The organism is Bartonella sp. MM73XJBT.G (assembly GCF_028618435.1).
Lineage (GTDB): Bacteria > Pseudomonadota > Alphaproteobacteria > Rhizobiales > Rhizobiaceae > Bartonella.
The window spans coordinates 1-23,967 of record NZ_JAQISW010000018.1; the positions used below are offsets into that span (position 1 = coordinate 1).

Sequence of the window (23,967 nt, forward strand, 5' to 3'; positions counted from 1 at the left end):
GAATGAAAGCAACCTCTCTCATGATGGTAATTGCTGGGTTGGTGATAATGCTTATGTTGTAAAAACTGGTCGTGTTTATGATAATGCGCGGGTTTATGGCAATGCTGGTGTTGGTGGCTATGTATATGGCAATGCAAAGGTTTATGATTTTGCCAAGGTTTTTGCTCATGCTCATGTTTATGATAATGCACAGGTTTTTGACAGTGCAAAAATTATCAGTCATGTGCATATTTATGAAAATGCTTGTGCTTATGGCATGGCTATTGTCACTAAAAATGCCTTTGGTGATACAAGAGAGAATGTCTATACAGAACGCCTTTCTCCTTATGGTGAAATCTCATTTGTGATGTGTAGGCCCATAATAAAGCAGCAATAAATAAAAGCAGCGGCGTTGCGGGGGCGCCCCTCTTTCAAATCTTTCAAATTTTCCATTCCAAATTTTAGCAAATGTTTAACACATTAAACTGTGTGGGTATCCTTATGTGCAAAAAATATGAATTAACAAGCGAAATCAAAAAAATAAAACATGCTCTGACTAGAAAAATTATCAATCTTTATCGCATTCGGGCTTTAAAAGATTTTGATGATGTTAAGACGGGGGATTTAGGGGGCTTTATTGAAAAGGAAGCTAATCTATCCCATGATGGCAATTGCTGGGTATATGATAAAGCTTGTGTCTATGGTCATGCCCGCGTTTATGACAATGCAAAAATACGCCATTTTTCTCAAGTTTGTGGTCAAGTCTATGGGAATTGTGAAATCTATGGCAAGGCTTTCATCTCTCAATATGCAAAAATTTATGATCATGCTTGTGTCTATGGCAATGCTCATGTTTATGGCAATGTTTATGGGTATGCTCATGTAAATGGTGGCGCCCGCGTTTTTGCTGATGGTCATGTTTATGATTATGCGCATGTTTCTTATGATGCTGTGGTTTTTGGTTATGCAAGGGTCTATGGTCGTGCCATTGTTGCTGGCTCGGCTCGTATTCATAGCTATGCTGAGGTTTATAATTATGCCTTTATTAATGGTCGTGCCAAAATACATGGCAAGGTCTATGGCGGTGCTTTGGTGGGCGGTTGTGCTGAAATTTATGGCTCTGTTTTTGGCAATGCCAAGGTTTTATTCTATACTAAGGTCTGGGGTCGTGCTTATGGCAATGCGAAATTAACCAAGAGAAGCAAAGTAAGGGAAGTTCCCGTAAATTATGAGGTTTATGAAAGCGATAACCTTGTCAAGATTGTTGATGAAACAGAATAAAGAACGGCATGGGGGGCGCCTTCTTATAGCTATAAACGCATTATAAGATACATTCCTTAAAACGTATCATAAAAAAGAGAACTCCAAAAAAGAAAGCCGTGCCAATCGATATGACGCGGCTTTTCAATAGAGGCTTTGGAATAACCAGTTCCAAATCATAAGTATTTACATACAAAACGTATCATATTGCAAGCGTTCTATTGTTTTTATGAAAACTTATCAAAAGGATCATAAATGATGGGTATCATCTTGATAGCATTCATTTGAATGAGAGAATGAATTATAGAGACTATAAACGCTTGTTATGGCTATCAAACGTATTAAGAATAACGTCCTTTTCTTTAAAGAGGTTTGTTTAAATCAAAGCACATGATCAAAACGCCTCTTTAAAACGTTTGGTAGCTTTATTAAATCCAATCAAAAGCAAATGTGTATTAAGTGAAATGTCTATAACAAAACCCGTTTTTATATTTACGCGCGTTGGTTTTTAAGATTTGCTTTGCTGTGAAATCTAGATTTTTGTTTTTTCGTAAATGAAACGTTCTTAAGAGCAAATGATAACTAAATTATAGCTGTTATAAAAAGAGGTTTTAAGCGTTTAAATATTCACTTAAAGAGTTCTCATAATCGTATTTTTACTTTTCTTTAAAACCTAATTTCTTTAAAAATTAGCCGGCTCAAATTTGAGCTGGCAAAATTAACCACCCCAATTCTGGGGGCGTTAACTTTAGAATAGAGCATTTTTTTAACAGCATTATTTTACTAAAAATTTAGTAAAACCCTATGCGTTTAGATTTTACAATGGTTTTGAATTTTGCTTGCTTATCTTAAAGAGCTGCCCCCAATTTTGGGGTGAGCCCATTTGGTTTCGTATTTTTAAACGATAACTTTTAAAACGTTTGTTGCTCGCTTGCTTGCATATAACATAAAAAGGCTTTTTATTTCATACTTGTTGTGATGATAGTATCTATAATTTTCTGCCTATCATTTTCTAAACTTTTAGAAAGCGCTTTAAAAACGATTTTGAAATCCTTTATGCACCTTTAATGAATTAAAACCTATAAGCTTATGACAGTTTCAAACGATTACCCTCTTATAGGTAATAAAATATTGCTATAACATTTTTAGATTTTGCGCTTCTCAATTTTGAGAATTGTAATCTCATACTTGATAATGCGATTACCAATCCAATCGTTAAAACAAGCTGTGATCTTTAAACGTATGTTATCGATCATTTCAAACGACTAAATTTTAAAACAATGCGATTTGTGAATGATAAAAACGTATCATAAAATTTATGAACTGTTATAAATGATAACGGCTTTTCATTTCATTTGAATACACAGATGCGTTATAATATTTACATCATGATTTGCTTTTTATGCTCTATTCATACGTGCCAATCTTTTATAGAAAATGGTCAAATGAATCATACATAAAAGTGTGGATTCTTAAGTGGATTCATATAAAATAATTGAACGCAACATATTGACTTTATTATGTTTTTTATGTATACTGTCGTTTCCTCGTTGAACCAAACAGAAGGTAAGATACGCCGCACTGCCTCTATGCGCATCTTAACAGCACCTGCCCCTTGATTAGGGATCACTTGCGTCTCAAATCCCGCATCATTAAGAGCACTCTCAAAACTCACATTATGCACACGGTCTCTAGTTGCTCCATCATGGGGTAACACCATCAACGCCTTCTCATAACCATTGTCACGCAACCAACCGATATGCTCCGACAACGGCTGCCCTTGAGCCTCGTAATAATCAAGCACTCTGATCTCTCTACCAATAAATTGCGCTATCCAAATCGCTGTTGCATCTGCCTTAGCGCCCGTCCCGCCAATATCCCAAAAGGCGCGTATCTGCATTAAAGGGTCACGTGCAACACGCCCTATCCGCCCCTCCTCCTCGGCTGCCAACATCTCTTTTTGAAAGTAAGCACCTTGAACCGCTGTAAGATAAGCCCCCTCCCATATATGCTTATAGGTCTCTGGACGGTTTCTCAAATCATCAAGCCGCGCTTCATTCAAGATCTTTGGAAACTTCGGATTATCGGACCAATTGATCTCAACACGTTTAATGGCTTTATTGTCTGAAAAGCGAAATCGCCTTTCAACCGGTGCATTGTCTCGTAATGGGTTCCATGTTACCCATAATTCTGCTCTCCAACCCTCGCCCTCTTCACGCAACGTCGGTATAAGCGTTTGCCAAGCTGTCTCTGTGACGGGTTCTGCTTCATCAACCCAACAAAGCAATATCCGCCCCATGGATTTAATACTGGCTATATTGCGGTCTAGTCCACAAAACTGAAAGGCTATACGCCCATCATTTGACTTAATTGAAGCCTCTCCAACCTTGTAATAGTCCTTTAAAAAGTCATGGGCTTCAATAGCGCGCTTAATCTCCTCTAATGAACTTTCTGCGAGCGAATTTTGGAACTGACGCGCACAAAGGATAGTCCCTGATATCCCTCCCATGCCAAATTGATAGCCTTTTAAAGCAGCCATCAAGGCAAAAGATCTTGTCTTTCCAGAACCTCGTCCACCCCAAGCTGCTCTGACCAAAGCATCCCCTGTAAAAATCGGTATAAGCTTTGGTACAATCTTAATCTGTCTTGTCGTCATTCATTGTTAAAGGCGCTATTTCCACACGCCCTATGATCTTAATGGCTCCCCCATCCTCTCCTGTCACTTGCAAAGGCAAAATTTTACCAAGCAACGCTAAATAAGCAGCAGGGCATTTAATCGCTTGCTTTTCCAAATAAGAGATGAGCCCTTCCTTACCATATTTGCTGCCTGCCAATTCAGCGGCTTTAATAATCGCCTCTTTAAGAAGACGTGTATTCTTATTCGGCACCCCTTTTACCCGCCCTTGACCAGCATTAGGAGGCAGAAGCTTTTTGGTCGGTTGTAAAACCTGTTGTGTGTTTTCTGATGTCATAAATTCCTCCCTCCAGATAATAAAAAACCCCGCATTTGCGGGGCTTTAAACTGTATCTTACCCTCATTTAGATACAATACGACAAGTGCCGCATTGTCATTAAATACGATTTGCTACAATTTGTCAACACAAAAATAACACATATTGATACATTTGAAGAGAATCGGTTAAACAGCACTTATGAATAATTAAGGGTTCAAAATGATGAAATCATTATCCATAACACGCATCATAACATTTATAGCTTTCTTTTCTATATCAGCGCTACCTGCATCAGCGTCATTTGGATTTATAGACAAATTGACGCGTATGTTTACAAGTGTAGATACTATAGAGGAGTATAATCAACTTTACGACAAATACGCAAGTAAAGAATATGAAGCATTTACGCATTTTGACAAGCAAAACCAAGCACAACAATTTGTATACAGCCGTGGTTATCATAATATAGCTTCTAAATTTGACACTGTATGGCATCGTCACATACTCATTGTTTTATGTGGACGCTTTGTGAATTTATTGCGAGGTGATTATAATGAAGAGATGTCATGGGCGATGCTCCCCAATGTAATAAATACTTTACGCTATGAGCATAATTGGAGTGAAGAAAATTTTATTTGGGCATATAATATGTCCATGAGCAGTGCAGATCCAATGATTTATTACGCAAAAAAATTTCTTAGTACTCCAACTGGAAATGGCATTAACCCTGAAACACAAGTTATTGATTTAGTATCTAGTATGAGAGTCGATAATGGGAGTGGAATAAAAAAAACAGCTAGGTTTTGTAGAGACTTAAAAACGATATACAATATGATGAAGCCGTAATAGAGATTATCATTTAACGATTAAAATGCTTTTGAAGCGCGTTAAGAACGACACGTAGTGAACTTACAAGATGCGGTAATTTTTGATCCTCTATAACGAGGTACTGTAGCGCTGTATAAAGATTACACTGTCTACAGAGGCATTGCGCTTCTTTTATTACCTCTTGCATGGATTGATAATGGCGCGTTGCTTTTTCAACCCACTGTTCAAGACTATTGGGATCTGAATTTGTAGACACATCATCATACACAGCGCTTGGCAAGCCTTTTGCACACAAATAGTCGTTTCTTATCTGTAGATATTGCTGGGCAGTGTCATATTGCTCTTGTGTAAGCACCCCTTGCAAGCAAAGCCGCCCTATATAGGTACCAGAAAGCGGATTTTTAGCCTCTTGTAAGCTTAAAGAGAAGCGCTTTGCACGCATTTCTATTGCCAATTTATCAACGGCTTCACGAGGCGATTTTGCTCGCGATATACGTCCATTGGCTTCTCTTATCTTCCCTTTAATCTTAGGGCGTCCCCTCTTTTTATTTTTTTTCACAGATAGCCTCTATTAAAAAGGAACGCTGTCATTTGGTACTGTAGGCATATCAAGAGGTCTGTAAATGCTTCTCTCATAAGGAGATGACTGCTCTTGATCATCATCATTTTTGCCATCTAAAAGCTTTAAGTCGCCTTTGTACTTAGGTAAAATGACTTCTGTTACAAATCGATCAATACCGTTTTTATCTTGCCATTTACGGGTTTGTAACTGCCCCTCTATATAAACTTTGCTTCCTTTATGAAGATACTGAAGTGCTATTTTTGCAAAATGTGGATTAAAAACCACAATAGAATGCCATTCTGTTTTGTCTATTTTCTTATTGGTTGCCTTGTCTGTATAGCTCTCAAACGTTGCCATTCGAAAATTAACCACCTCGCCACCAGAAGGCATTGTTTTACTTTCTGGATTTGCACCTAAATGACCAATTAAAATCACTTTATTAAGCATTTGCTTTATATCCTTTTATAGGAACATAGAACTAGCAACAAAACAAATTTACAACTGATAATAGTATAACACATTATGCTATGTTCTTACAAACGAAATTTGTTATAACACACTGAATCTAAATAATGAATCCTGTTTTTATTTTACTTATTTGCTTGTTTTTTTGATACGATTTGTGTAATAAGGAGGTGTCCTTTATATTTTGGTTATTCTAATCGCTTATTGGGATCATTAGTTGTTTTGAGCATAAAGACCGTATCAATTCATTTTGATGCGGTTTTTGTGTATTAAAGCTTGTGATTTTACATATATTTGTGTAATAAGAAGCTATTCATAATACTTTGAATAATGATAACACTCATGCATTGCAAAACAGAAGCCGCGTTAAGATAATGACGCGGCTTTATCATATAAAAATCTGTAGCTATCATAAAAGAAAACCCTGTTATGTAAAAAACATAACAAGGTCTTCTTCCAATTTCTCAAGTTTCATACAAGAGATAGCACATTATGTATAAAATCACAAGCCTTAATATGCAAAAAAACCGCATCTTTTAAAGGACACGGCTTTTTTTGTAGCGATTTTTAAAAAGTATATTATTTAACCTAAGGAACGGCTAAAATACAACGCTGTAATAACGTTGTAAAAGAAAGTTTTGACACTTTCTATGTTTTAGAATATAGCACCATTTGTTTAAAGATGCAATTTGATAAAAATAAACTTGCGTTTATACACAAAGTATGTAATTCATTAATCGTTTTCATAATGAATTGTCCTTGTCAATAATGGTTTTTAATAAAAGAGGCCGTGTTTTAAATAACGCGGCTTTCTTTTTTGCTATAAAGCCCCCCACCCCGTTTTTTTTAATTATTGCATATTTCCGTGGATTTGCTCTCTTAATAAAACCAATCCTTTTGTTGTTATTTTTGTTGACGGGACTGTCTTTTCTGTACCATCATTTTTTTGAATAGTAATGGTCGTGCAATCCATTAAACCTTTTTGTATTTTATCTTGATATGGTAATAATGGACCACTTGGTACTCTTTTGTAAACCCAACCATATCTTCGTAAGTAATCTGATAAATCCTTAGGTCTTACTTCTAAGATTTTCGCAGCATCTATAATACCAAACAAGCCATCCGAGCGCGTTAAACCATCAAGAGCTATTGCTTTTGGTTTAAGAGTATCCACTTCATTTTTTAAAGTTTCTAATTGATTGATGCTTTCTAAGAGAAGTTTTTTAACTGTAAGGGGATTTTCTAAAGCACTTGCTAAATCTGTTTTCTTTTCTAACTCCTGCCAACGGTCAATAATTTTTGCACGTAAAGCAGTGCTGTACCCTGAAACTAAGATTAAGCATTCACGTTTTGGGAGGTTATAACAAGGGAGAGTACGACCAGTTGAATCTTTATAGACCCCAGCAAAATCACTAAGCCCAAATTTGGGCTCAGTAAAATCAGCCGGCTCAAATTTGGGCTCGCTAATTTCTTCAAGCATTTTTTTGATATCACGCATAACATGTTTATGTTGCTTACCACACAACTCTGCAATTTCAACACTAGACATGGTTTGAATGCTATCATCTATGTTGATTTGATTTACGTCTATTGGATTTTTTTGATTTACATTGATTAAATATTGTGACATTCTTCTTTTTCCTAGTAAAGTTAAAAAGCAGGCGCCCCGCTGCGCCTGCGCTTTATTTAAGCAGCCTCATTAATGCTATGCACATTATCAAAAATAGGATTATAAGCTTTTAGCAATGAAACTATTGATTCAATTGGTTCAGATTGACCGAATTCTGTAATAATTGCTAAAATTTTTGTAAAATTTGGAATTTCGTTTTGTAATTTAAAAAACAAAACTTTTTCGAGAGCCCCCATAAGCTCTACTAAAGAAACGTGATAGTTATCTTCAGTATCAATATCAATATTTTCACTATTAGCTTCTTTACACACAGCCATCCACAAATCACATAAGAAATCGGTAGTGATGTTGATTTCATTTTTTTCCATTTGAAATTCTTTCTATTGGTTAGAAGTTTTTAATTGACAGCCCATAAGGGCGCCGGGCGCTAAAAACACGGCCAATAGTCCGCCGCTATACTTTTCCCTCGCGAAGGGTCTTGTATGGTATAGCTACACCCGACATAAATCGTTATATGCTAATGACAGCATAAAAGAAAGTCAGTATTTTTAAGAATGGGAGAAACCTTATCGTGGTTTATCCGCTATTGGATTCGTGGTTTTTAAGCACTTGTCGATCTTTCTAAACGACCTTTTCTTTAAAGTCAATACGTATTTTTTATTTTTTTCACTTTTTTTCATTTTGATAAATACCTAATTGAATATCAAGCGCTTTTTCTAGCTCACGGTCTATATAATCATCATCATAAGCTTGTGAATAACCCCTCTCACCATCATCTCTAATCTCACAAATCAACTGATCATCTTTTGTGCGTTGTTTGATCTTCTCATTCACCTCATCTATCAACGCCTCATAACTCAATACGCTTTTTGGCAAATGACCACCGTATATCCACGCTTTTACCTGCGCTTTTGTACTGTAATCAATATTCGTTGGCATCTCATGATCTTGATATTGTCCACCATCGAATTCCTCATATTCCCTCATTCCATCATCATATTCGTAAAGGTTGTAAAAATGCTCTGAAACTCCCATTCCCCATGGTGCATATCCAACCGCCGTTGCAATAAATTTTTTTTGCTGTCTTTTACGGTTTCTTAAGAACATCTGATTTAATATCCCTTATCTAAATCTATAATTTTACCAATGGATTTATTTGCCTCAAAATGGACCGTACAGTGGCGTTTTTAGTTTCAATGTGTTCTTTATCAAAAAACTTTTAAATCGCTCTGTACGGTGCCTTTTTGTCGATTTAAACGCATATCTAATCTCAAAACCATCAGCACCTTTCACTATTTTGGTGTTTTTCATTCAATGCCCTTTAAAACTTCTTCAAGTTCTTTTTGAAGCTTTTCAACCCGTTCTGATGTTGCAAGCGGCTTTTGTTCTCTTTCCTTTGTCTCTGGTTTCTCAAGAACCTTAAAAATATAATTTGCACTCCAGCGAATATCACTTTCAAGCTTTTCGCAATAGCGATAAAAATCTGCTGTTGAAGGCATAAATGTTGTATTTAATCCCTCTGCTTTGCCTTTCAAAGCGTCCTTTGTTGCTGTCTGCAATGCCCAGCTGCTTATGCCTTCAAGAGCGTAAAAGTACGCAAGCGCTGTTGCTTTCTCATCTGATCCTAATGGGCTTTTGAGACCATTGGAAAGGACAAGAAACGTTGTTTGGATTTCTTCTTCCGTTGCTTTTCTTTCAAGCTTTTGCAACGCATCATCAACCAATGAAGTAACTCTCTCCACTTCTGCACTCAATGGCTTTTGCCCCGTTTTCCAAAGGAATGGTGGTTCTGTTGTCATCCTCGAATAAAAATTTGTAAACACTGTCTGAATTTTTGATATTGGACATGTGCTGTGCAACTCGATAACTCCAGCCACGCTGCTGTTCTGTGTGTTTAGTGCTTGTTTTTCCATAGTTTCCACCTTGTTGATTGATTTTATGATCTTTTGAATTCCTTACCCAGTTACGCCATGTTGCTTGCCAATCGATTTTGGTAGCGTTTGCTCCAGCTTTTGAACGCCAGTAATCTCGAAATTTCGCAATTTCGATTTTGATACGCTCTGGAGGCAAGCCCTCTGCAAGTGCAAAATCGTAATCGGGTTCGAAATCCGCAGGCAAGCGACAACCTCGATTAGCCTTTGAACGTTTTGGGTTTTTAGGAACGTTTTCTTGCTCGTGAAGGGGAGGTTGTTTGGTTGCTATCGTTTCGATTTGTTCTGATGGGCTTTCAACAGCAGCAACCTCTGTTGGCTCGTCAACCAAATCGGTTGTTTCTAAATCTTCAAAATCGATTTCTTTTTTTGATAAAACGATAGTTTTATTTTTTTTATATATATTATTCTTATTCTGGTTCTTTATAGCTTGATTTTGCTTGTCGTTTGCTTCAGCAAAAAAAACGTTTTGCTTACTTTTTGCTTCAGCAAAAAAATCATTTTGCTTGTCGTTTGCTTCAGCAAAATCATTAACGCATTGTTTTGTATTGTTTTTTGCTTGTGCACCTTTTTTGCCAGCTTCACTACGAATTTGCGATATGTGATCCTTTTTATCAGCAAAATCTTTTAGTTCTTCTTCAACGCGCGTGTTCCACAACCCACCATCTATCTCAATAAGTTTATCGTTCCTCATTAAATATTCGACAATAGTTGCGAACTTTTTTTGCGAACAATTGCAAGCACGTGAAAGCGTTTCAAAATCTTCTTTAATTGGTGCTTTTTTATCATACATACGAATAAGAAGTGTCATATAAGCACCTCTTTGCTCTAATGTCATTCCATCTGTACCACTTATCCAGTCATACAAATGAAATCGTATCCACGGCATCCCATTAGACATACCCCAATTCCCTTTCTTTAATTAAATGTAAAATTGCTAAAGCATCCGCTTCATTATCATCACAAGGCGCGTGTCCTTTTGCACGCATTGCCTCTATCATCTCTTCTTTCGACGCATTCCCCTTGCCTGCCGTTGCTTTCTTAATTGTACAAACCGGTATCCCCTCATACGGTATCTTATGATGCTCACACCACGCCGTTAACGTTGCTAACAAGCCACCGTAAACATGCGCTGCGTCTGTACCAACATGACGCCTCACCTCTTCAAAATACACCGCGTCAATTTGACCTGCTGCCTGCTTTATTTCATTAAGCCATTGTTTAAAGCGTAAATAACGCATCCCACCGCCTTCAAAACGGCGTGATTTAAAATCAACGGTGCCACTAGTGATACCACCATCCCCACCACGTATCGCCCATCCTGTCTTCGTTCCTAGATCAAAACAAAGAATCGTGTTAATCACCACGCAGCTCCATACATAATGTGTTCTATTCGGATAGAGAAAAATATGAAAGATACGCCAACAACATATGAATATATTTCTTTAATCATTAGTGTGATCTCTGCAGGCTTTGTTTGGTATAGATATCGCAAAGAACAAAAAGAAAAATGTTTAGGACAAAAATTGCAAAGCTGTAGTGTACGTGAAGTTGTTGGAAATCTGTCTCCAAGGCATCCTAGTGACCTTGAATCTGAATTGGAATTAACCATTTACAATCCTACAAACCAAATAATTAAAATAAATCACATCAAAATACCTAAAAAACACCCATTTATATTTACTCAAGCACTCTACCCAGATCCTACCGAAGGTATCTCAGATTCTGAAAAACGTAAAAATGCAACGAACATCGCCTTAAAAAGCAAAAAGTATATTGATTTAATAAAACCCCAATTACATCCTAACCATTTGGGATTTTTTGATCTTTTTAGTATAAAAGCCAAAAGTAAATTGGCTCTTTGGCTTACCATACACCCACAAGAACCACATTTAACAAAACCTATAACCATGGTAGTTGAACATACCTCATGTAATAATCCAGAAAAAACTCTTGAGACTACTTTTTGTCTTGGTTTTTTTCGTTGGACAGATGCACAGGACAGAGCTTTTGAATATGGGATAATGGAAAGAACTTTAGATAATTCTAATAACTACAACCATACTTTGAACTCCCAATAATAACGGAGTCGCTCCCATATTCTACGGTACCAAGGTAGTGATTGCATGTATTGCTGTGGTGTTAACATAGACAATTTGTAAATCTTATGAGAAATACACTTAAAGTTTTCAACCTGATGATCACCCCTTATTGTTGCACCCCCAAAAACCACCCCTAAAACACTGATCCAGCAATTTCCTTCATGGCTAAGATTTTCTTCACTCTCTACCCAACCGCCTAGATCACCGGCTTTAACGTCTCCAAAATCTTTTAAGGCGCGTATGCGGTATACTTTGCAAGGACCAATATCAACTACGTCACCCGTAAGTTCATACTTCTTTTGAACTGTCATATCGTTCATTCCTTCAATCTCACTTACTTTTCTTTTTGGAAGGCGCTTTTACTGATGGCTTTTGTACAGATGCATCACGCTGCTTAAGCTCGTCTTTAAGCTTCTCTATTTCTGCATCACGGTATGCAACTTCTGCTTCTAGTGTATCTATAAGATCGTTCTTTCTTTTGAACGCTTCTTCATACGCATCTATCTTTTGATGCAGTTCTTTAATTTCCTTTTCATATTTTTTGATATCCTCATCACACTCATCAATGCTCTGCTTGGTTTCATTTAAACTCATTGTGATCTCCTAAGGCTGCAAACCGTCGCACGCGCTATCAACGCAGGGGCTTTTGGAAAATTTTGTCATTGAGTCGCTTGCTTGCTCTTGCATTAATCTTTGCAAGCGTTCTGGATAAAAAAAATCTTCTGGACGTAAATCTATCCCATGCTCACGCGCATAGGTTAATAGTTTTTGCTGGTGTTTTGCTGGTATAAAATCACGCCATCTAGAAATAGACGAAATATCTCTTTCAACGATGCCTGCTACAGTTTTTAAGCCACCTAAATACTTTATAATCAGTCTCGAAAGCATATTTATCTCCATAACGCCACAATAGATAATTGCGTTTTATGCACAAGTCAACGCAATTATGCTTTTTTATCATTTTTGCATAAAAATATATTTTCAAGGATTATATGAATCATGGGAAAAGATATTCAGTCTCAACTTAAGCTATGGATTAAAGAGCGACTTAAAGAACGGGGGCATGGTGCACAAACAGCATTAGCATCCCATCTGAAACTGCATCCATCGGCAGTGAACCGTATGCTTCGCATTTATCAAAATGGGAAAACCCGTGATATAACCATAGATGAATTGATAAAAATTTCTGAATTCTTCAACGAGCCACCACCCAGTTTTTACAAAGAAGCAGATTTGAATTTCGTAAAAATATGCGCTTCTCTTGAACCAGCTGATAAAGAAGCGGTACTCGATTTCCTTGAATTATTAAAAAAGATAAAAACAAGATAGGTTATTATTGATTGCTTTTTTTCATTAAGCATCAAAGAAAAATCTTCTATTCCTTTACCTAGATCACCCATAACATCTCCTAAATTGTGGATAGCGCATAAATTAGCTATATATTTTAAATTTATTTTTTTGCATTTTATGCAATTTTTTAATTGACATGTGCATAAAATACAATTACAAAACCACCATACCCCGAAAAAAAAAACCTATGTCAAGGCGTTTTTTTCAAAATGTGTTTAAATATTTTGATAATAAATGGAGACCGTTATGAAAAAACCAGTGTTTATAAATTCTGATGAAATTCTCTTAGTCGTCTGTGAAGATGAAGAGCAAAATCTCGCAAAATACGGTACTTTCTTTGATGAAAAGGAAATTATCAAATTTATCGATCAAGCCGATAATGCTCTTCAAATCTTCCGTGTAGAACCAACCACTAACCGATGCGAAGATATCTCTGAAGAGATCGCAGAGTTCTATCTTAAAGAATGTGAAGAACAATGTTTTAACGGCAATATTCCTCACGACTTTGTTAAGCATAGCTCCGCATACGATTTTTTTTTAGAAGAAATCGAACAGCAGCGATATGAAGATGAAATGTACGGTACTTATGAACAACAGCACCGTTTAACTCTTTGGGACGTCATTCCAAACTACCCAAGCTATACGGTGCGTTTCTAAAAGCGCGCCCCCTTCAAATCCAATTTATATAAGGTTTGTAATGAAACATTTTATCCCTATTCAAAATACTATAATTAAACAGCAAACCATTCAAACCGTTAGCGCTCGTGACTTGCATGCATTTTTAGAGGTCAAAGCCGAGTTTAGAAAATGGATAGTAAACTGTATTAAAGATTTTGCTTTTCAAGAAGATATTGATTTTATCACATCTACCAAAAAATTACCATCACGGGGTTGTCCTTCTAAAGATTATGCCCTCACTTTAAATGCAGCAAAACACATTGCCATTTGTGAACCTAATTTCAAAGGTAAACAAGTGCGTCAATATTTTTTGGACTGTGAAAAAAAAGCAAAAGCAACAATCGATTATTCAAAACCAGAAACATTAGAAGAAATCTTAAGACATCTCAAACAACAAATTAAGCACAATGAAAATGTTGTCACAACGAATGGAGTGAAACATGCATAATCTTATGACAGTAGAAGAAAGAAATTTTAATAACCAAACTATTCCGACCATGTCTAGTCGTGAAATCGCAGAATTGTGTGGTAAAAGACATGACCATGTTATGCGTGATATCAAGAAAATGCTTGAAGAACTTAACGCCCCCAAATTTGGGGTGGTTGATTTTAGTGGTTATTATCTTGATAGCAAAGGTGAAAGTCGCCCTTGTTACAACCTTCCCAAACGTGAATGTTTAATTCTTGTTTCTGGTTATAGCACTGCTTTGCGTGCAAAAATTATTGACCGTTGGCAAGAATTAGAAAAGCAAGTAACACCACAAATCGATTATTCAAGTCCAAAAGCTATGATTGGTTTTTTGAATTACCTACAAGGACAGATAGATCAAAAAGACAGCATTATTGAAGATTTAACACCAAAAGCCATGGCACTTGAAAGTTTACAGCGCCATGATGGGCTCTTCGGTCTTACTGAAGCTGCTAAAATACTCGAAATGCAACCAAAACAATTCATTCAGTTTTTACAGAAAAAAGGTTGGATTTACAGACGTGCAGCAGGTGGAAATTTACTCCCTTATCAAGACAAAATCCAAAAGCAACTAATGGACTGTCCAACAATCACGCTTCAAACCGCCAGTGGAATAGAAAAAGTTATACCCGCTGCTAAAATCACTACTAAAGGCATGGGGGTACTGTCTGAAGAGCTAAAAAGACAAAACATGCATTAAAAGGAAAACAATAATGACAAATTCACCCCTAGCCACTATGGCAAATAAATATGGGTTCTCTCATGAACAATTTCGAAAAACTATTATCAAAACATGCATCAGTCATAACTTCACTGATGAAGAATTTGCTGCTTTTATCTCTGTTGCTAATACTTATGGACTGAATCCTCTCACTAAAGAGATCTATGCACTTCCGAAGAGAGGCGGCGGCATTATACCTGTGGTCTCTATTGATGGGTGGATTAAAATCATTAAATCTAATCCTCAATTTGATGGTATGACTTTTCAAGATCAACTCGATAAGGACGGTAATATTATTGCCATTAAATGTGCTATTCGTCTCAAAGACATTAAAGATCCTATCGAAGTCACTGAATATTTAAATGAATGCAAACAAAAAAGTGACACTTGGCAAAAATACCCTGCTCGTATGTTACGCCATAAAGCTACGATACAATGCGCTCGCTATGCTTTCGGGTTTTCTGGCATTTATGAAGAAGATGAAGCTAAACGTATTAATGACACCACACCTGTACAACTTGTTTCTTATGAGATGCTTGAACAAATCAAAGGGTTAATTAAAGAAACTGAAACAAATGAAGATAATCTTCTCTTTTACGCAAAGGTAGAAAACCTAACAGATCTGTCTTGTGAAAAAGCACAAGAGGTTTTAGAGCTGTTGGAAAAAAAGAAAAATATTCAAAGAGAAAGAGCTCTACAATATCTCCCACAACAAGAACAAACAGACACACCTACACAAGATGCCGAATATATTCATATCCAAGATATTGAATATGCTCCAATGTCTCACGAACAACAAACGGCGGTGTGAAATGCAACAAAGAACTGCAGAATGGTTTCAAGCTCGATTAGGAAAAGTCACCGCTTCAAATATTTATAACATTCTTAGTAAAACAGCTAAAGGATTGCCCACAAGCAAATATGAAGATTACAAAATCAAACTCATGACAGAGCGCTTAACTGGAGAAATAAGTCAATCTTATATAACACCCGCTATGCAATGGGGTATTGAGCATGAAGAAGAGGCTCTCAAAGAATATGCTTTCATTTATGATACACAAATCACTCAATGTGGCTTTATTCAACACCCTACAATTCAAATGGCAGGGGCAAGCCCCGATGGACTGATTGATAAAGATGGCTTAATCGAAATCAAATGCCCTCAATCAAGCAACCATTTGCGCTTCTTTATGGATAATGAGATCAAACCGGAATATCTTGCACAAATGCAATTCCAAATGGCTTGTACGGGACGTAAATGGTGTGATTTTATCAGTTATGACCCACGTTTTACGAGAGATGCATCTCATTTACGTATGAAAATCAAACGTATCCACCGTGATGACAAACAAATTGAACAAATCAATCAAGCGGTTGAAAACTTTTTAACTGAAATAGAACAAGAGATCCAAAGAATCTCAACAAAAGCCGCCTAATCGCTTATGGGGGTGCTTTTCCTATGCCTCCTAGCACCCCCACCCTTTCCTAACAATTTTCAATCAATTCGTGATTCACGACACGGGTGAATTGCATCTTAAATGTAAGGAGAAATATATGGCGCCTCGTCCAGCTACCATAACACAACCAGCTATTGCACGCGCGTTAAGAGAAGCTAAAAAGCAAGGGTGTGAACTCATAGAAATAAAGCCCACCGGTGAACTGCTTATCTACCTTAAAGACAATATCCCATTGCCAAATTCAGTGAATAATCCAGACAAAATTTTAGATTTGTCCACGAATGAATATTATGAAGCCGTGCTCTCTAAGATGTAAAATACCATGCCAAAACCACGCCCTCCTCATCTTGTTAAACAAATTACACAACATGGTAAAATTGTATGGTATGTCCGTATTGGTCATGGAAAACGTATTAGAATACGCGGAACCTATGGAACGCAAGAGTTTGTTGACAATTACAAAAATGCGCTTGCCGAATTACAAGGGCTTATACTTCCTAAATCCAAAACCGGTAAACTTGTTGAAGGTTCATTCGCATGGCTGCTTAAACAGTATCTAAACAGCTCTAATTGGCATAATCTTGCTAAAATCACAAAAAAACAAAAAGAACTCATCCTTATGAAGGTATGCGATACAATAGGCAACATTCCATACCAAGCAATTGAAAAGAAACATATCATAGCTGGTGTTGAACGGCGTAAAGAAACGCCAGCAATGGCTAGAGAATTTCTGAAAACACTTAATGGGCTTTTTAATTGGGCGGTTGAACAAGATCTTTTGGAAAACAATCCAGCTTTAGGCGTCAAAAAGCCTCCTCTCAAAAACAAAGAAGGCTTTCCTGCTTGGACAGAAGAAGATGTTGAGAAATATTATCAAAAATGGCATCATGGTACCCATGAACGTGTCTGGATTGATGTCCTCTTATATACGGGTTTGCGTCGTGGTGATGCCGTTCGCATTGGCTGGAAAGATGTAAAAAATAATATTATCCATCTCAAAACAGAGAAAAGTAAATTCCAAACAGATGTCTTTCTTCCCATTTTACCAGAATTAGCAGAGACACTTAAAATTGGTCCTATTGGAGAAGAAACATTTATTTGTGGTAAACGCGGAAAAAAAATCCCCAAAGATAGCTTTAGTCTCATGTTTTACAGAGCATGCAACCAAGCCGGTATCAACAAATCAGCCCATGGTTTGAGAAAATTAGCAGCAACACGCGCAGCTAACTCTGGTGCAACAGTACCACAATTGAAAGCACTGTTTGGCTGGACAAATGATAATATGGCATCTCTTTACACAAAGAGCGCAGACCGTAAAAAACTCGCTCTTGAAGCCATAAAAAAGCTTCAAAAAGATGAGGGATAGAGGCAAAAAAACGTAATAGAATCAGTATTCATCAATTCCCTTATTTATATAATAATTCATTGATTTTTATATTTTTTATTAAGCAAGACTAGAATTTAATAAGAATGTGAAATTCTTACCGGAAATATTTCTCATAATGCAGAAAATCGTTCAAAACGTATAATTAATTACACAAAATACTTTATGGATACGCTTCAATGAAACGTACAAAGTTTTCTAACGGTTCTCGTTCTGTCTCAAAATTATTTTCGGGAGCATTCATATCGCGATAACCAAGTGCCATACCACAGATAATATGACGATCAGAAGGGATCGATAAAAGTGTACGAATCTGTTTATGATAATCAGCAAAAGCTGCTTGGGGGCAAGTATCTAATCCAAATCCACGTGCTGCTAGCATAATAGTCTGCATAAACATACCCAAATCAAGCCAACTCCCCATTTCCATGTCATGATCCATTGTAAATAAAAGCCCTACAGGCGCATCGAAAAATAAAAAGTTCCGCGCCTTTTGATGAAGCATTTTTTCTTCATCGCCTTTTTGAATTCCAAGGCTCTGATAAAGATCCAAACCAACTTTTCGACGCCTTGAAAGATAAGGTTCACGCCATTGACGTGGATAATAATGATATTCACGCTCTCCTTTTACACCTGAAAGCACAAGCTGTGAAAGCTCTTGCCCTACTTTCTGTAATATACTCCCCGTAAGCACAATCACTTGCCATGGCTGAATATTTGTTCCAGATGGTGCACGTGCTGCAAGTTTTAAGATTTCTTTGATTGTTTCCAAACTAACGGGCTGGTCAGTAAAAGCGCGAATTGATTTTCGCGATAATATAGATTGAAAAATACTCATGGGAGAAATTGCCATTATTTTTTACTTTCTGTAATGAAAAATATTTTTTGCTTATCAAGGACAATATACTACAAAAACACATTTGCTGCTGTATGCGCACGCTCTATTTCTTCAAATGACTTACACATTTCACGCAATGTTAAAGACCATCCACCTATTAGGATAGCACAACTTATCTCTTTTAATAGAAAGAAAATTGTCTAAAAATAGATAAAATAAATTTCATAATCAACGATTAACCCCAACTCTGCTAGGCTCTCAAAAAGCCTCCTCAATTCTTTATAAATCTTGTAGAAGATCATCAATATCATGACTACGTCTTTTAAATCAGCACATCCTTTTTATGAATTCCTGCAATTAACTTCTTAAGCTTTTTCTCATCATCAGGTGAATCTCTAACCATAGCCAACATCTCAGATATTTCAAACAATGAAAATTTAACTCTTTTAGCATGTAGTATTTGTTTTAACTTATGCGGTCCGTTTGTGTATAAAGCCGCTTATTTACACGCCAAAAAGGAATAAGAAACCTTTCTTCTTCATAACAAAGAAAAATCCGAGCCGTTATTGAAAACTCACACGTCAATTCTCTAATTGAATAATATTCATACATTTTATCATTCTATCTTCATAGACCACATTGTTATAAGAAATACGCCTGTTTTTTATAAAACTTTAGTAAATATCCTATCCTCATTTTTCCACTCTCTAAAATATAAAGACATGGATTCTCATCATAAGGCCTTTTAAATCTTTGCAGGAAATATCAATCAAAAAATTTTCTTAAAATTCGAAGTCAGTCGTTATTTTATTTATAGATAATCCTCTCTTTTTATTGAAACATGCCTTTTAGGCTTCATATGTCTTAAAAAGAATTTTCTATACTGCCTTTAGAAATAAGAAAACTTTAAAATGAAGCAACAAAAAAGATAAGTATCATTTAATTTTTTACGATTACATTTTCAGAGAAATATGTAGCTTCTACATTTCGAAATAAAAAAACGTCTGAACTTCTTATTCAGACGTTTTCATATTATGTGACGTTTCTTTAAACTATTCAGCAACGGTTTTGGCTGTCATATTTGTCAACATAGCCTTGGCCACTTCGTTATTACTAGACTTACGCTGCTCATCTACAATCAAATCATCACGAACTGCAGCGATACGACGGATTTGAGAAATCGTGCCACCTGTACCAGCAGGAATAAGACGACCGACAATAACGTTCTCTTTAAGACCTTGCAAAGTATCAATTTTGCCAGAAACCGCCGCTTCAGTAAGAACGCGCGTTGTTTCCTGAAAGGATGCCGCCGAAATGAAAGAAGGCGTTTGAAGAGAAGCTTTTGTAATTCCAAGAAGAATGGGATTACCAGATGCAGGTTTCTTTCCTTCTGCAATCAAATTATCATTGATTTCATCAAGTTCAATACGATCAACATTATCACCTGGAATATAACCAGAATCTCCAGATTCAGTAATTTCAACCTTTTGCAACATTTGGCGAACAATCACTTCAATATGCTTGTCATTGATAAGAACACCCTGCAAACGATAAACCTCCTGAATCTCATTAACAAGGTAAGATGCCAAGGCTTCAACACCCTTAATTGCCAAAATATCATGAGGTGCTGGATTACCATCAAGGATATAATCCCCTTTTTCAATTTGGTCGCCTTCTTGGAAGTGAAATAACTTACCTTTGGGAATCAAATATTCCACGGGCTCAAGAGTTTCATCATTTGGTTCAATGATAATACGACGTTTATTCTTATAACCACGACCAAAGCGAATTGTACCACTGACTTCAGCAATAATTGCATGATCCTTTGGACGACGCGCTTCAAAAAGCTCAGCCACACGTGGTAAACCACCCGTAATATCTTTCGTCTTGGCACTTTCCATTGGCAAACGAGCAATAACATCACCAGCCTTAACATGAGCACCAAGCTCAACAGAAAGAATAGTTTCCACTGACATCATATAACGGGCTTCACCTCCCTTATACAATTTAGCAATGGATTCACCTTCTTTATCTGCATGGATAATAATGGCTGGTTTGAGCTCTGCACCACGTGGATTAGCGCGCCAATCAATCACCAAACGCTTCGTAATACCCGTAGATTCATCAGCTGTTTCAGTGACAGATAAACCATCAATCATATCTTCAAAACCCACATAGCCTTCAACTTCCGTCAAAACTGGGCGTGTATAAGGATCCCATTCTGCTATACGCTGTCCACGTTTAACGACGTCACCATCATCAACAAAAATATGCGCACCATAGCTAACACGATGCACAACACGTTCTTTTCCTAACTCATCCTTGATAAGGATAGCCATATTACGCCCCATAACAACCAAATGACCTTCAGAGTTGCGAACCACATTACGATTACGAATCTCCACCGTACCTTCATAAGATGCCTCTAAATACGATGAATCAACAACCTGTGCAGTTCCTCCTAAGTGGAAAGTACGCATCGTAAGTTGGGTTCCCGGCTCACCAATTGACTGAGCAGCAATAACACCAACGGCTTCTCCCTGATTAACCGGTGTTCCACGCGCCAAATCACGACCATAGCATTTTGCACAAACACCAAGACGTGTTTCACATGTTAAAGCAGAACGAATTTGAACAGATTGAATTCCGGCTTCTTCAATCTTCGTGACGTCAGCCTCCTCAATCATCGCTCCACCTTCAAGAATAACCTCTCCAGAGACAGGATGTAAAATATCAACAAGGGCTGTACGACCAAGAATTCTTTGCCCAAGAGAGGCAACAATTTGTCCTGCATCAACAATTGGCTGCATCGTAAGACCTTTTGCTGTACCACAATCAACAGCTGAAATAATGGCATCCTGTGCAACATCAACAAGACGCCTTGTGAGATAACCAGAGTTCGCCGTTTTTAACGCAGTATCAGCAAGGCCTTTACGCGCACCATGTGTAGAGTTAAAGTATTCGTTAACAGTTAGACCTTCCTTAAAATTTGAAATAATAGGTGTTTCAATAATTTCACCCGATGGTTTTGCCATTAATCCACGCATACCGGCCAATTGTCTCATCTGGTTAGCTGAACCACGAGCCCCAGAATGCGACATCATATAGATTGAATTCATGGGCCGTTGACGGCCGGTTTTAGGATCAAAATCGACGGCTTGAATTCGTTTCATCATTTCATCTGCAACACGGTCTGTGCATTTACCCCAAGCATCTACAACCTTATTGTATTTTTCACCTTGTGTAATCAAACCATCATTATATTGCTGTTCGTATTCCTTCGCCAAAGCTTCTGTTTCCGCAACCAAACGTGACTTGCTATCAGGAATAACCATATCATCCTTCCCGAATGAAATTCCTGCACGACAAGCATAAGAAAAACCAAGCTGCATAATACGGTCACAAAAAATAACCGTCTCTTTTTGTCCACAGTGGCGATAAACATAATCAATCATTTTAGAAATGTTCTTTTTTGTCATTTCTTGATTGACAATATCAAATGAGATATTAGGATTTTTGGGCAAAAGCTCACCGATAATCAAACGACCAGGTGTCGTATCATAAAGTTTAGCAACTTCTTTGCCATCCTTGCCAATATTCTTAACACGGCCTTTAATCTTCGTATGAAGCGTTACGACTTTGTTTTCCAAGGCATAATGAAGCTCACCTATATCAGAAAAAGCCATTCCTTCACCGGGTTCTTTTTCAGAAACAATCGAAAGATAGTAAAGACCAAGAACCATATCCTGTGAGGGAACAATAATCGGGGCACCATTAGCTGGATGAAGAATGTTATTAGTTGACATCATCAAAACACGAGCTTCAAGCTGTGCTTCAAGAGAAAGAGGAACGTGAACCGCCATTTGATCACCATCAAAATCGGCATTAAAAGCCGTACATACCAATGGATGAAGCTGGATAGCTTTGCCTTCAATCAAGACAGGTTCAAAAGCCTGAATTCCTAAACGGTGCAATGTCGGCGCACGATTGAGTAAAACAGGATGCTCACGAATAACTTCATCCAAGATATCCCAAACTTCTGGATGTTCTTTTTCAACAAGTTTTTTTGCTTGTTTTACAGTCGAAGAATATCCTTTTGCATCAAGCCGCGCATAAATAAAGGGCTTAAATAATTCAAGGGCCATTTTTTTAGGCAAACCACACTGATGTAATTTTAATTCAGGACCTGTCACAATAACAGAACGACCTGAGTAATCAACACGCTTTCCAAGCAGGTTTTGACGGAAACGTCCCTGCTTACCCTTTAACATATCTGAAAGAGATTTTAATGGACGTTTATTGGCCCCAGTAATCACACGCCCACGTCGTCCGTTATCAAACAATGCATCAACAGCTTCTTGCACCATACGTTTTTCATTACGTACAATAATCCCAGGAGCACGCAATTCAATCAGCCGTTTCAATCGGTTATTACGATTGATAACGCGCCGATAAAGATCATTGAGATCTGATGTTGCAAAACGTCCACCATCAAGCGGAACCAATGGACGTAAATCCGGTGGAATGACCGGAATTGTTTTCATAATCATCCACTCTGGTCTGTTACCAGATTCAAGAAAATTTTCAACGATCTTAAGCCGCTTAATCAACTTTTTTTGCTTTAATTCCGAAGTTGTCTCAGATAACTCAAGGCGCAAATCATTAGCGATTTTATCGAGTTCCATACTTGCTAAAAGCTCGTAAATAGCTTCAGCGCCAATCATCGCTGTAAACTGATCTTCTCCAAACTCATCAATTGCAAGCATATATTCTTCTTCAGAAAGAAGCTGATGGAGTTTAAGAGATGTCAACCCTGGTTCGGTTACAATATAATTTTCAAAATAAAGAACACGCTCAATATCTTTTAAAGTCAAATCTAAAAGTGTAGAAATACGGCCTGGTAACGATTTAAGAAACCATATATGCGCAACAGGTGCTGCAAGCTCAATGTGCCCCATACGTTCACGACGTACGCGCGAAAGAGTAACTTCCACACCACATTTTTCACAAATAATCCCCTTATATTTCATGCGTTTATATTTACCGCATAGACATTCATAATCTTTAATCGGGCCAAATATACGTGCACAAAAAAGACCATCACGCTCTGGTTTAAAAGTCCGATAATTAATAGTCTCAGGCTTCTTAATCTCACCATACGACCAAGACAAAATTTTCTCAGGACTCGCAATCGAAATACGAATAGAGTCAAATGTTTGCGCTGGCGCTTGAGGATTGAAAAGATTCATGACCTCGTGGTTCATGCTGTTCTCCTTCAAAGATTCTTAGAACCTGTTATAATATCTTATTCATTTTATAACAGATCTTCTTTAAAATACATTTACTTTTAAAAATGATC

Annotated in this window: 27 protein-coding genes and 1 pseudogene; 12 read left to right on the forward strand and 16 right to left on the reverse strand. The window is 37.2% G+C overall.

Features of this window, described 5'->3' with window-relative positions; all coding sequences use genetic code 11:
- Together PVV59_RS08225 and PVV59_RS08230 are read left to right on the forward strand one after the other, a co-directional pair.
- A partial coding sequence (locus PVV59_RS08225; RefSeq protein WP_273755649.1) for a hypothetical protein occupies positions 1-376 on the forward strand: 376 nt, incomplete at its 5' end.
- A gap of 104 nt (positions 377-480) precedes the next feature.
- Positions 481-1,260: a hypothetical protein gene (locus PVV59_RS08230; RefSeq protein WP_273755650.1), complete on the forward strand. Its 780-nt coding sequence runs from the start codon at positions 481-483 to the stop codon at positions 1,258-1,260.
- 1,513 nt (positions 1,261-2,773) lie between these two features.
- Here PVV59_RS08230 and PVV59_RS08235 read toward each other — a convergent pair.
- Positions 2,774-3,895: pseudogene (locus PVV59_RS08235) on the reverse strand (PBSX family phage terminase large subunit); the annotation flags it as partial.
- Positions 3,876-4,211 carry a hypothetical protein gene (locus PVV59_RS08240; RefSeq protein WP_273755651.1) on the reverse strand — a complete coding sequence of 112 codons (336 nt, stop codon included), beginning with the start codon at positions 4,209-4,211 and terminating at the stop codon, positions 3,876-3,878. The pseudogene PVV59_RS08235 and the gene PVV59_RS08240, both read right to left, overlap by 20 nt.
- A 204-nt stretch (positions 4,212-4,415) precedes the next feature.
- Between PVV59_RS08240 and PVV59_RS08245 the strand changes: the two genes are divergently transcribed.
- On the forward strand, positions 4,416-5,039 hold the full coding sequence (locus PVV59_RS08245) for a hypothetical protein (protein ID WP_273755677.1): 624 nt from the start codon (positions 4,416-4,418) through the stop codon (positions 5,037-5,039).
- 13 nt (positions 5,040-5,052) lie between these two features.
- On the opposite strand, the gene PVV59_RS08250 is transcribed toward PVV59_RS08245, so the two are convergent.
- The 8 genes from PVV59_RS08250 to PVV59_RS08285 form a co-directional block, all read right to left on the reverse strand.
- The gene (locus PVV59_RS08250) at positions 5,053-5,580 is read right to left on the reverse strand and encodes a hypothetical protein (RefSeq protein WP_273755652.1); all 528 of its coding nucleotides are present in this window, start codon (positions 5,578-5,580) and stop codon (positions 5,053-5,055) included.
- Positions 5,581-5,592: 12 nt separating this feature from the next.
- Positions 5,593-6,030, reverse strand: a complete 438-nt coding sequence (ssb, locus tag PVV59_RS08255) for a single-stranded DNA-binding protein (protein WP_273755653.1) — start codon at positions 6,028-6,030, stop codon at positions 5,593-5,595.
- Between the two features lie 868 nt (positions 6,031-6,898).
- On the reverse strand, positions 6,899-7,597 hold the full coding sequence (locus tag PVV59_RS08260; protein ID WP_404978360.1) for a Rha family transcriptional regulator: 699 nt from the start codon (positions 7,595-7,597) through the stop codon (positions 6,899-6,901).
- A gap of 137 nt (positions 7,598-7,734) precedes the next feature.
- The gene (locus PVV59_RS08265) at positions 7,735-8,046 is read right to left on the reverse strand and encodes a hypothetical protein (protein ID WP_273755655.1); all 312 of its coding nucleotides are present in this window, start codon (positions 8,044-8,046) and stop codon (positions 7,735-7,737) included.
- A gap of 298 nt (positions 8,047-8,344) precedes the next feature.
- Entirely contained in the window at positions 8,345-8,785 is a 441-nt protein-coding gene (locus tag PVV59_RS08270; RefSeq protein WP_273755656.1) for a hypothetical protein, read from the reverse strand.
- Positions 8,786-8,985: 200 nt separating this feature from the next.
- Positions 8,986-9,432 carry a hypothetical protein gene (locus tag PVV59_RS08275; protein WP_273755657.1) on the reverse strand — a complete coding sequence of 149 codons (447 nt, stop codon included), beginning with the start codon at positions 9,430-9,432 and terminating at the stop codon, positions 8,986-8,988.
- Positions 9,395-10,510 carry a YdaU family protein gene (locus PVV59_RS08280; protein WP_273755658.1) on the reverse strand — a complete coding sequence of 372 codons (1,116 nt, stop codon included), beginning with the start codon at positions 10,508-10,510 and terminating at the stop codon, positions 9,395-9,397. The genes PVV59_RS08275 and PVV59_RS08280 overlap by 38 nt, the downstream gene beginning before the upstream one ends.
- The gene (locus PVV59_RS08285) at positions 10,503-10,973 is read right to left on the reverse strand and encodes a hypothetical protein (RefSeq protein ID WP_273755659.1); all 471 of its coding nucleotides are present in this window, start codon (positions 10,971-10,973) and stop codon (positions 10,503-10,505) included. The genes PVV59_RS08280 and PVV59_RS08285 overlap by 8 nt, the downstream gene beginning before the upstream one ends.
- A gap of 45 nt (positions 10,974-11,018) precedes the next feature.
- Between PVV59_RS08285 and PVV59_RS08290 the strand changes: the two genes are divergently transcribed.
- The gene (locus PVV59_RS08290; protein ID WP_273755660.1) at positions 11,019-11,690 is read left to right on the forward strand and encodes a hypothetical protein; all 672 of its coding nucleotides are present in this window, start codon (positions 11,019-11,021) and stop codon (positions 11,688-11,690) included.
- On the opposite strand, the gene PVV59_RS08295 is transcribed toward PVV59_RS08290, so the two are convergent.
- Genes PVV59_RS08295 through PVV59_RS08305 form a run of 3 tightly spaced genes read right to left on the reverse strand, consistent with a single transcriptional unit; the run spans position 11,663 to position 12,599 of the window.
- Positions 11,663-12,022 carry a hypothetical protein gene (locus PVV59_RS08295; protein WP_273755661.1) on the reverse strand — a complete coding sequence of 120 codons (360 nt, stop codon included), beginning with the start codon at positions 12,020-12,022 and terminating at the stop codon, positions 11,663-11,665. The two genes, PVV59_RS08290 and PVV59_RS08295, sit on opposite strands and share 28 nt — an antisense overlap.
- Positions 12,023-12,041: 19 nt before the next feature.
- Complete coding sequence (locus PVV59_RS08300) at positions 12,042-12,305, reverse strand: hypothetical protein (protein ID WP_273755662.1); 264 nt, start codon at positions 12,303-12,305, stop codon at positions 12,042-12,044.
- A gap of 9 nt (positions 12,306-12,314) precedes the next feature.
- Complete coding sequence (locus tag PVV59_RS08305) at positions 12,315-12,599, reverse strand: hypothetical protein (protein ID WP_273721786.1); 285 nt, start codon at positions 12,597-12,599, stop codon at positions 12,315-12,317.
- Between the two features lie 111 nt (positions 12,600-12,710).
- Here PVV59_RS08305 and PVV59_RS08310 point away from each other — a divergent pair, with 111 nt between their 5' ends.
- From PVV59_RS08310 to PVV59_RS08345, 8 genes are all read left to right on the forward strand, one after another.
- Positions 12,711-13,040: an XRE family transcriptional regulator gene (locus PVV59_RS08310; RefSeq protein WP_273721787.1), complete on the forward strand. Its 330-nt coding sequence runs from the start codon at positions 12,711-12,713 to the stop codon at positions 13,038-13,040.
- 267 nt (positions 13,041-13,307) lie between these two features.
- Complete coding sequence (locus PVV59_RS08315; RefSeq protein ID WP_273755663.1) at positions 13,308-13,718, forward strand: hypothetical protein; 411 nt, start codon at positions 13,308-13,310, stop codon at positions 13,716-13,718.
- Between the two features lie 40 nt (positions 13,719-13,758).
- Complete coding sequence (locus PVV59_RS08320) at positions 13,759-14,187, forward strand: antA/AntB antirepressor family protein (RefSeq protein ID WP_273755664.1); 429 nt, start codon at positions 13,759-13,761, stop codon at positions 14,185-14,187.
- Positions 14,180-14,908 (forward strand): Rha family transcriptional regulator, encoded by a 729-nt coding sequence (locus PVV59_RS08325; RefSeq protein ID WP_273755665.1) that lies wholly within the window; start codon positions 14,180-14,182, stop codon positions 14,906-14,908. Before PVV59_RS08320 ends, PVV59_RS08325 begins: the two co-directional genes overlap by 8 nt.
- 13 nt (positions 14,909-14,921) lie before the next feature.
- Positions 14,922-15,740, forward strand: a complete 819-nt coding sequence (bet, locus tag PVV59_RS08330; RefSeq protein WP_273755666.1) for a phage recombination protein Bet — start codon at positions 14,922-14,924, stop codon at positions 15,738-15,740.
- Position 15,741: 1 nt separating this feature from the next.
- Positions 15,742-16,365, forward strand: a complete 624-nt coding sequence (locus PVV59_RS08335; RefSeq protein ID WP_273755667.1) for a lambda exonuclease family protein — start codon at positions 15,742-15,744, stop codon at positions 16,363-16,365.
- Positions 16,366-16,483: 118 nt separating this feature from the next.
- The gene (locus PVV59_RS08340) at positions 16,484-16,702 is read left to right on the forward strand and encodes a hypothetical protein (RefSeq protein WP_273755668.1); all 219 of its coding nucleotides are present in this window, start codon (positions 16,484-16,486) and stop codon (positions 16,700-16,702) included.
- Between the two features lie 6 nt (positions 16,703-16,708).
- Positions 16,709-17,752, forward strand: a complete 1,044-nt coding sequence (locus PVV59_RS08345; protein ID WP_273755669.1) for a tyrosine-type recombinase/integrase — start codon at positions 16,709-16,711, stop codon at positions 17,750-17,752.
- Between the two features lie 181 nt (positions 17,753-17,933).
- On the opposite strand, the gene PVV59_RS08350 is transcribed toward PVV59_RS08345, so the two are convergent.
- The 3 genes from PVV59_RS08350 to rpoC all read right to left on the reverse strand — a co-directional run bounded on the left by PVV59_RS08350 (position 17,934) and on the right by rpoC (position 23,872).
- Complete coding sequence (locus PVV59_RS08350; RefSeq protein ID WP_273755670.1) at positions 17,934-18,623, reverse strand: nitroreductase; 690 nt, start codon at positions 18,621-18,623, stop codon at positions 17,934-17,936.
- Between the two features lie 307 nt (positions 18,624-18,930).
- Positions 18,931-19,038, reverse strand: a complete 108-nt coding sequence (locus PVV59_RS08355; RefSeq protein WP_273755671.1) for a hypothetical protein — start codon at positions 19,036-19,038, stop codon at positions 18,931-18,933.
- Between the two features lie 622 nt (positions 19,039-19,660).
- Positions 19,661-23,872 (reverse strand): DNA-directed RNA polymerase subunit beta', encoded by a 4,212-nt coding sequence (gene rpoC, locus PVV59_RS08360; RefSeq protein ID WP_273755672.1) that lies wholly within the window; start codon positions 23,870-23,872, stop codon positions 19,661-19,663.
- Positions 23,873-23,967: the final 95 nt, after the last annotated feature.

Bases quoted from the DNA above. Each gene is read 5' to 3' on its own strand.
- PVV59_RS08280 (WP_273755658.1), bottom strand. From the start codon at position 10,510: ATGTCTAATGGGATGCCGTGGATACGATTTCATTTGTATGACTGGATA.
- PVV59_RS08335 (WP_273755667.1), top strand. From the start codon at position 15,742: ATGCAACAAAGAACTGCAGAATGGTTTCAAGCTCGATTAGGAAAAGTC.
- PVV59_RS08325 (WP_273755665.1), top strand. From the start codon at position 14,180: ATGCATAATCTTATGACAGTAGAAGAAAGAAATTTTAATAACCAAACT.
- PVV59_RS08345 (WP_273755669.1), top strand. From the start codon at position 16,709: ATGCCAAAACCACGCCCTCCTCATCTTGTTAAACAAATTACACAACAT.
- bet (WP_273755666.1), top strand. From the start codon at position 14,922: ATGACAAATTCACCCCTAGCCACTATGGCAAATAAATATGGGTTCTCT.
- PVV59_RS08340 (WP_273755668.1), top strand. From the start codon at position 16,484: ATGGCGCCTCGTCCAGCTACCATAACACAACCAGCTATTGCACGCGCG.
- PVV59_RS08290 (WP_273755660.1), top strand. From the start codon at position 11,019: ATGAAAGATACGCCAACAACATATGAATATATTTCTTTAATCATTAGT.
- PVV59_RS08315 (WP_273755663.1), top strand. From the start codon at position 13,308: ATGAAAAAACCAGTGTTTATAAATTCTGATGAAATTCTCTTAGTCGTC.
- PVV59_RS08295 (WP_273755661.1), bottom strand. From the start codon at position 12,022: ATGACAGTTCAAAAGAAGTATGAACTTACGGGTGACGTAGTTGATATT.
- PVV59_RS08240 (WP_273755651.1), bottom strand. From the start codon at position 4,211: ATGACATCAGAAAACACACAACAGGTTTTACAACCGACCAAAAAGCTT.
- PVV59_RS08300 (WP_273755662.1), bottom strand. From the start codon at position 12,305: ATGAGTTTAAATGAAACCAAGCAGAGCATTGATGAGTGTGATGAGGAT.
- PVV59_RS08230 (WP_273755650.1), top strand. From the start codon at position 481: ATGTGCAAAAAATATGAATTAACAAGCGAAATCAAAAAAATAAAACAT.
- PVV59_RS08265 (WP_273755655.1), bottom strand. From the start codon at position 8,046: ATGGAAAAAAATGAAATCAACATCACTACCGATTTCTTATGTGATTTG.
- PVV59_RS08305 (WP_273721786.1), bottom strand. From the start codon at position 12,599: ATGCTTTCGAGACTGATTATAAAGTATTTAGGTGGCTTAAAAACTGTA.
- PVV59_RS08260 (WP_404978360.1), bottom strand. From the start codon at position 7,597: ATGTCTAGTGTTGAAATTGCAGAGTTGTGTGGTAAGCAACATAAACAT.
- PVV59_RS08350 (WP_273755670.1), bottom strand. From the start codon at position 18,623: ATGGCAATTTCTCCCATGAGTATTTTTCAATCTATATTATCGCGAAAA.
- PVV59_RS08245 (WP_273755677.1), top strand. From the start codon at position 4,416: ATGAAATCATTATCCATAACACGCATCATAACATTTATAGCTTTCTTT.
- ssb (WP_273755653.1), bottom strand. From the start codon at position 6,030: ATGCTTAATAAAGTGATTTTAATTGGTCATTTAGGTGCAAATCCAGAA.
- PVV59_RS08320 (WP_273755664.1), top strand. From the start codon at position 13,759: ATGAAACATTTTATCCCTATTCAAAATACTATAATTAAACAGCAAACC.
- PVV59_RS08270 (WP_273755656.1), bottom strand. From the start codon at position 8,785: ATGTTCTTAAGAAACCGTAAAAGACAGCAAAAAAAATTTATTGCAACG.
- PVV59_RS08310 (WP_273721787.1), top strand. From the start codon at position 12,711: ATGGGAAAAGATATTCAGTCTCAACTTAAGCTATGGATTAAAGAGCGA.
- rpoC (WP_273755672.1), bottom strand. From the start codon at position 23,872: ATGAACCACGAGGTCATGAATCTTTTCAATCCTCAAGCGCCAGCGCAA.